The organism is Mycobacteriales bacterium, from assembly GCA_035504215.1.
In the GTDB taxonomy this organism is placed as follows: Bacteria; Actinomycetota; Actinomycetes; order JAFAQI01; family JAFAQI01; genus DATAUK01.
On the sequence record DATJSI010000127.1, the window covers coordinates 21,026 to 27,250 of the forward strand.

7 protein-coding genes are annotated in these 6,225 nt (G+C 68.1%); 5 read left to right on the plus strand and 2 right to left on the minus strand.

The window, feature by feature from the left end; translation table 11 throughout:
• Positions 1-27 precede the first annotated feature (27 nt).
• From msrB to VME70_14890, 4 genes are all read left to right on the plus strand, one after another.
• A complete protein-coding gene (gene msrB, locus VME70_14875; protein HTW21480.1) occupies positions 28-432 on the plus strand; it encodes a peptide-methionine (R)-S-oxide reductase MsrB in 405 nt (134 codons plus the stop codon).
• Between the two features lie 303 nt (positions 433-735).
• Positions 736-1,341 (plus strand): GNAT family N-acetyltransferase, encoded by a 606-nt coding sequence (locus tag VME70_14880; protein HTW21481.1) that lies wholly within the window; start codon positions 736-738, stop codon positions 1,339-1,341.
• Between the two features lie 10 nt (positions 1,342-1,351).
• Positions 1,352-2,404, plus strand: a complete 1,053-nt coding sequence (locus VME70_14885; GenBank protein HTW21482.1) for a hypothetical protein — start codon at positions 1,352-1,354, stop codon at positions 2,402-2,404.
• A 47-nt stretch (positions 2,405-2,451) separates the two neighbouring features.
• Entirely contained in the window at positions 2,452-3,540 is a 1,089-nt protein-coding gene (locus tag VME70_14890) for a hypothetical protein (GenBank protein HTW21483.1), read from the plus strand.
• Positions 3,541-3,553: 13 nt separating this feature from the next.
• On the opposite strand, the gene hemQ is transcribed toward VME70_14890, so the two are convergent.
• Positions 3,554-4,261, minus strand: coding sequence for a hydrogen peroxide-dependent heme synthase (gene hemQ / locus VME70_14895; GenBank protein ID HTW21484.1), 708 nt, complete (start codon positions 4,259-4,261; stop codon positions 3,554-3,556).
• Positions 4,262-4,297: 36 nt separating this feature from the next.
• Between hemQ and VME70_14900 the strand changes: the two genes are divergently transcribed.
• Entirely contained in the window at positions 4,298-5,704 is a 1,407-nt protein-coding gene (locus VME70_14900; GenBank protein HTW21485.1) for a PQQ-binding-like beta-propeller repeat protein, read from the plus strand.
• Here VME70_14900 and VME70_14905 read toward each other — a convergent pair.
• Positions 5,682-6,225: protoporphyrinogen oxidase (locus tag VME70_14905; GenBank protein HTW21486.1), on the minus strand; the 544-nt coding region annotated here is incomplete at its 5' end. The two genes, VME70_14900 and VME70_14905, sit on opposite strands and share 23 nt — an antisense overlap.

Sequence of the window (6,225 nt, forward strand, 5' to 3'; positions counted from 1 at the left end):
CCCAAGGACACCCCGGAGCACTCAGAGATGACCCACGACGTCGAGAAGACCGAGGACCAGTGGCGTTCGGAGCTCAGCCCTGAGGAGTACCACGTACTCCGCCAGGCCGGCACCGAGCGGCCATGGACCGGTCCACTCCTGAACGAGGACCGCATCGGCGTCTACAGCTGCCGGGCATGCGGCAACGAGCTGTTCCGCAGCGACACGAAGTTCGAGTCGCACTGCGGCTGGCCATCGTTCTATGACCCGACCAACTCCGACGCGGTCGAACTGCTCCCCGACAACACCCTCGGCATGCGCCGGGTCGAGGTCCGCTGCAAGCGCTGCGGTTCCCATCTCGGCCACGTCTTCGACGACGCCCCACAGACGCCCACCGGCGATCGCTACTGCATGAACTCGATCAGCCTGACCTTCGAGCCGGCCGGGGAGTAATCACGGCGTCGGATGGCGCCGCGATGGCCGGTTAGGGGTCATAGAAGACCCCTGAGTCGCCATCGCGCTCGCGCCTGGAGCTGCGCATGGGTTTCGCCGGCCATCGCTGCGCATCCCCGACGCGGCCTGCCAGGTCCGCCTGCTACCGGCGTACGAGCCGTGGATGTCAGGCACGCTGGTCTATCGGCACGAGTTCTGGGAACACGATGCGGTCGGTCTCCGCCCGACCGAGGACGCCGACTGAACCGTGAACCACCCGAACGCCGCACGCCCGAACGGGTGATCCTGCGAGACCATGCCTAGGTGGACGATCCGGATCGGTGGGCTGCCGCGCGCGACGACGCGCAGTTGATCGATGTGCGCGACCACGTGATCAGGCCGGCTCGCGCGTCCGACACTCCGCACATCCGCACGATCGAAGCTGCCGCCGGCACGCAGTTCTACAGCGTCGGAATGGACCTGGTGGCCGACGCCGAGCTGCCCTCGGACGAGGAGCTGATCCCTTATATCAACGGTCAGCGGGCATGGGTTGTGACGGACGCGCACGACGTACCGATCGCCTTCATCCTCAGCGACATCGTCGATGACAACGTTCACATCGAGCAGGTTTCCGTGCATCCGAGCCAGGCGCACAAGGGGCTCGGCAAGGCCCTGATCGACCATGTCGCGGACGTCGCCGGCGACAGCGGCTATCCGGCGATGACCCTGACGACGTACGTCGATGTGCCGTGGAACGGTCCGTACTACACGCGGCTCGGCTTCATGGAGATCGGCACCGACGAGCTCACTCCGGGTCTCGTCGAGATCCGCCGGCACGAGGCTGAGCTCGGGCTGGACGCCTGGCCACGGGTGTGCATGCGACGCGCCCTCGCCGCGAATGAACCGGCTGCGGAGGTGTGCCGTGGCTAGCATGCGTCCCGTGAGCAAGAGGCCCGTTTTCCGCCGCTGTGCACGATTCGGCTCGATCATCGCGATCGGCCTCGGTGTCCTCGCCGCGACGCCCGCGCCGGCGTCGGCGGCGGTGACCAGCCATCACGTGAACGGGGTCCAGTCCGCAGTCTCCTGCCTGACGAAGTCGCTGTGCGTCGTCGTCGGCTTCCACGGGTCGGCAGCAAAGGGAGACGTCGTCGCGCTGCACAACGGCAAGCCGGGCAAGATCGCCAATGTCAAGGGCGGCGGCCAGCTCTATGGCGTCAGCTGCCCGAGCCACAACGGCTGCGTCGCGATCGGCAGCGCCAGCTCGGGCGTCAGCTTCGTATCGATCGGCAAGGGCGGCCGGCCGACCAAGACGTCGACGCCGAAGACGCCGGCCGGCGTGACCCTCGACCACATCGCCTGCACGACGCTGCACCACTGCATCGTCGCCGGCACCGATGTGTTCAAGAACCCGAGTGCGATCGAGATCGGCACCTGGAACGGCCACGCGCTGACGCTGCACCGGACGCACGGGGTCAAGAGCAGCGGCAAGAGCCTCGCGATCCAGGGCGTCGGCTGCTTCGACTCGCACTGCCTGGTCGTCGGCGGCTACACCAAGAACAAGAAGAACGACAGCGTCATCATCGCCGTGCACAGTGGGCACCCCGGAGCGCTGAACTCGCTCGACAACGAGACCCTCACATCGGTCGCATGTACGTCGGCCAGTCACTGCCTTGCCGCCGGCTACGGCTCCGGTGCGCAGTCCGGGGTGATCGTGACGCTGAGTCATGTGCTCGTGACGAAGCTGATCGAGGTGCGCGCAAAGCTCTACGGCATCGCCTGCCACACCTCCGCGCACTGCACCGCCGCGGGCGAGCAGCTGAACTCCGCCAAGACCAAGGACGTCGGCTCGGTGATCCGACTCGCCTCGGGCAAGGTGACCAGCACCACTGGGGTCAGCACGAGCCGGCTCTTCCTGGGCGTCGCTCAGCACTCCGGTGGCTACGTCGCGGTCGGCGAGGCCGGTGGCGCCGGCTCGGTCGTCACCGTCGGCTGACCGCGACCTCTCGCGCACCTATCGGTACGCCGCTACCATGCCCGCTCATGGGGGTGCTGCGCGCAGCGCGCCGCAGTTCGAGGATCGGTGCCGCCTCGGCGGCCGCGACCGTCGCTTTTGCGCTGGCTCTGACCGGTAGTGGCACCAGCGAAGCCGCCTCGCACGACCCGTCGACCGCAGCGCCGATCACGCACCACGTCACCGGCGAGATCGACGCCGTCTCCTGCCTGACCGCACACCGCTGCGTCGCGGTCGGAAACACCAAGGTCGACGGCGGCGAGTACGTCGTGGTCGAGAATGGGGTGCCCGGCAAGCTGCGGAAGGTCGGGACTTCCGGTTCGCTCGAGGCGATCAGCTGCGCCGGTGCTGCAGGTTGTGTCGCGCTGGCGCAGTCGATCACCAAGCCGGGTCCACTCCTGATCACGTTCGGCAGGGGCGGCAAGCCGATTCGCCGAGCGATCCCCTCGGTGCCGGCCAACGTGTCGATGTCCGGCATCTCGTGTACGGCGGTCAAGCACTGCATCCTCGTCGGCTACGACCTCGAAGCCCAACCCAACAAGCTCTACGTCGGCGTCTGGAACGGGCACTCGATCTCCGAGCATCGAGTCCACGGCTTGAAGAAGAACCAGGACGTCGACAACGTGCTCGTCAGCTGCCACGGATCGCATTGCCTGCTCGTCGGCGCCGCCGAGGGAGCGACGTCCGTGGCGGGCATCACAGTACCGATCCATGACGGTCACCCTGGACATCTGGTCAGGCTGTCGGGCGACGAGTTCAGTGCCGTCGAGTGCGTTTCGGCGACGCGCTGCTACGCGACCGCCAACCGCGACTCCAACCCAGTAATCGTGACGCTGTCGCACGGCAAGAAGGCGGCCGTCGCCTCGACCACCGGCACGCTCTACGGCATCGCCTGCAGCGGCAACGCCTGCACCGCCGTCGGCATCACCAACCCACCGCCGTCCGCGCACGAGCCGTACGACGTCGGGCTGGTCGTCAAGCTGTCCGCAGGCGTCATCACCGGGACGCAGACCGTGGCCGCCAGCAAGACCTACGTCGGCGTTGCACGGCCCGGACCCCACCATGCCCTCGCGGTGGGACCGGCGCAGAAGAAGGGCTCGGTGACGTCGCTGCTCTGAGCCGGCGAGGTGGTTACGGCAGCGCGGCCACGAGATCGGCCGCCGACTTGCGAGCGCCTGGATAGAACGGCGTCTCGAGCCGGGTGTGCCGGCGCGCAGTCGCTGCCCGCAGATGCCGCATCAGATCGACGATGCGGTGCATCTCATCGGCCTCGAAGGCCAGCATCCATTCGTAGTCACCGAGGGCGAACGCCGCGACGGTGTTCGCCCGGACATCGGGGAACCCGCGCGCCATCACGCCATGCTCGGCGAGCATGTCGCGCCGCTCGTCGTCGGGTAGCAGGTACCACTCGTAGGAGCGGTTGAACGGGTAGACGCTGACGTAGCGCTTCGGCTCCTCACCGGCGAGGTACGCCGGAACGTGGCTCTTGTTGAACTCGGCCGGCCGGTGCAGCGCCATCGCCGACCACACCGGCTCGCAGGCGCGTCCCAGGCCGGTCTGCCGGAACCGTGACCACGCCTCCTGAAGATCGTCCGACGTCGGCGCCACCCACCAGAACATGAGATCGGCGTCGGCGCGGAAACCGGCCACGTCGTACAGCCCGCGCGTCACGATCCCCTTCTCGGCCAGCTGGTCGAGCAGCTGGGACAGCTCGGCGGCGAGCTCGTCACGGCCGTCGGCGGGCAGCGCAGTCCGGACCTTGAAGACCGCCCACATCACATAGCTGATCGTCTCGTTGAGCGACTTCGCCCGCTTGCCGGAACTTCGACGGTCAGCCATGACATCCATTGTCACCCCAGGGGGGACACTGCGTGCATGCGCCGTCTCGCTCTCCCCCTCGCCCTCCCCGTCCTCGCCTTGGTCGCGGCCGGCTGCTCGTCCTCCGGCAGCTCGGGTCCCACCACTTTGCGAACCGACTCGGGCGGTCCATCGCAGTCGGCCGGCACGGCATCCACCCCGCACGCCGGCACCGCACTCACCAACTGGCCGACCTACCACCGGACCACCGGACGGTCCGGCGTCGCGCGCGCATCGATCTCGCTCCCGCTGCATCACGGCTGGACTGCGAACCTCGACGGTGCGGTCTACGGCGAGCCGCTCGTCGTCAACGGCACGTTGATCGTCGCGACCGAGAACGACTCGGTGTACGGGCTCAACCCGACAACCGGTCACCGCAAATGGCGGACGCATCTCGCCACCCCGGAGTCGCAGTCGAACATCCAGCACGACCAGCCCGGATGCGGCGACGTCTTCCCGCTCGGGATCACCGGAACGCCCGCGTACGACGCAGCCACCGGCTCGGTCTTCGTGGTGACCGACTCCAACGGCGGGCACCACAAGCTGTGGGCGCTCAATGCGGCAACCGGCGCCCGGCGCTGGCACAAGAGCACGGACCTACTACCGTCACGCGACCGGATCGCGGAGCAGCAACGCTCTGCTCTCCTGGTCGCCGACGGTCGGGTCTTCACGACATACGGCGGCCTGTCGGGCGACTGCGGCAACTACGTCGGCTACATCACCTCGACCGCGACCAACGGCAAGGGCAAGACCACTCACTACGCCGTGCCCACCGCCCGAGAGGCCGGCATGTGGTCCCCCGCCGGGCCGGTCGAAGGTCCCAACCACAACATCTACGTCGCGAGCGGCAATGGAGCCGAGGAGAGCGGTAAGTGGGACAAGAGCGACTCGGTCACCGAGCTGTCCCCGAAGTCGCTGCACCGGATCAGCGTCTATGCGCCGAAGACGTGGAAGCAGGACAACATCCAGGACCTGGATCTCGGCTCGTCGTCGCCGGTGCCGGTCGATGGCCGGATCGTCATTGCCGGCAAGCGCGGCACGGTCTACCTGCTTCACCCGACGTTCAAGGGCGTCGGCCACGCGATCGCCAGCCTGCACAACTGCGACTCCTACGGCGGGGCCGCACACGACGGTCGGACGGTCGTCATGCCGTGCCGCGGCGGCGTGCAAGCGCTTCGGGTAACCAAGCACTCGTTGCACTGGCTGTGGTCCTCGGGTGACTACTCCTCACCGGTTATCGCCGGCAAGCGGGTGTTCGTCGCCGACCCCGACTCCGGTGACCTCGACGTGCTCTCGCTCTCGACCGGGCACGTTGTCGCCTCGATCGGTGTCGGTTCGCTCACGCACTTCCCGTCCGAGGTCATCGACGGCAAGTGGGTCTACGTTCCGACGCTGAACGGGATCACCGCGCTTCACGGGTCGTGAGCTCGGCGAGCACCTGGTCGGCGGCCGCGTAAGCGGTGCGTATGCAGGCCGGGACGCCGACACCGTCGTAGGTCGCGCCGCACACGGCAAGTCCGGACACTGCGGCGGTCGCCGCGCGGATCCGGGTGACGCGGTCGCGATGCCCGACGGCGTACTGCGGCAGCGCGCCGCCCCAGCGGCTGACCCGTGCATCGACCGGCTCGCCTCGGAAACCGGCGTGCCCGACCAGCTCGGCGGTGGTCGCGGCGACCAGCTCGCTGTCGGCGCGCTGAAGCTCCGACACATCGCCCTGGCGGCCGATCGAGCACCGGACGACGACGTGCTCACCGCGATCCAAGTGTGCCCACTTCGCCGAGGCGAACGTCGCCGCCTTCACCGGTCGGCCGTAGACCGCGGGCACCAGGTAACCGCTGCTTGCGAGCGACGGTACGTCGGATCGGCGCCACGCGATTGTCACGATCGCCATGCTCGCGGTGTCGATCTCACCCAGCGTCGTCGCCGCGGACGGGGCGACCTCGGCG

Bases quoted from the DNA above. Each gene is read 5' to 3' on its own strand.
- msrB (HTW21480.1), top strand. From the start codon at position 28: ATGACCCACGACGTCGAGAAGACCGAGGACCAGTGGCGTTCGGAGCTC.
- VME70_14890 (HTW21483.1), top strand. From the start codon at position 2,452: ATGGGGGTGCTGCGCGCAGCGCGCCGCAGTTCGAGGATCGGTGCCGCC.
- hemQ (HTW21484.1), bottom strand. From the start codon at position 4,261: ATGGCTGACCGTCGAAGTTCCGGCAAGCGGGCGAAGTCGCTCAACGAG.
- VME70_14900 (HTW21485.1), top strand. From the start codon at position 4,298: ATGCGCCGTCTCGCTCTCCCCCTCGCCCTCCCCGTCCTCGCCTTGGTC.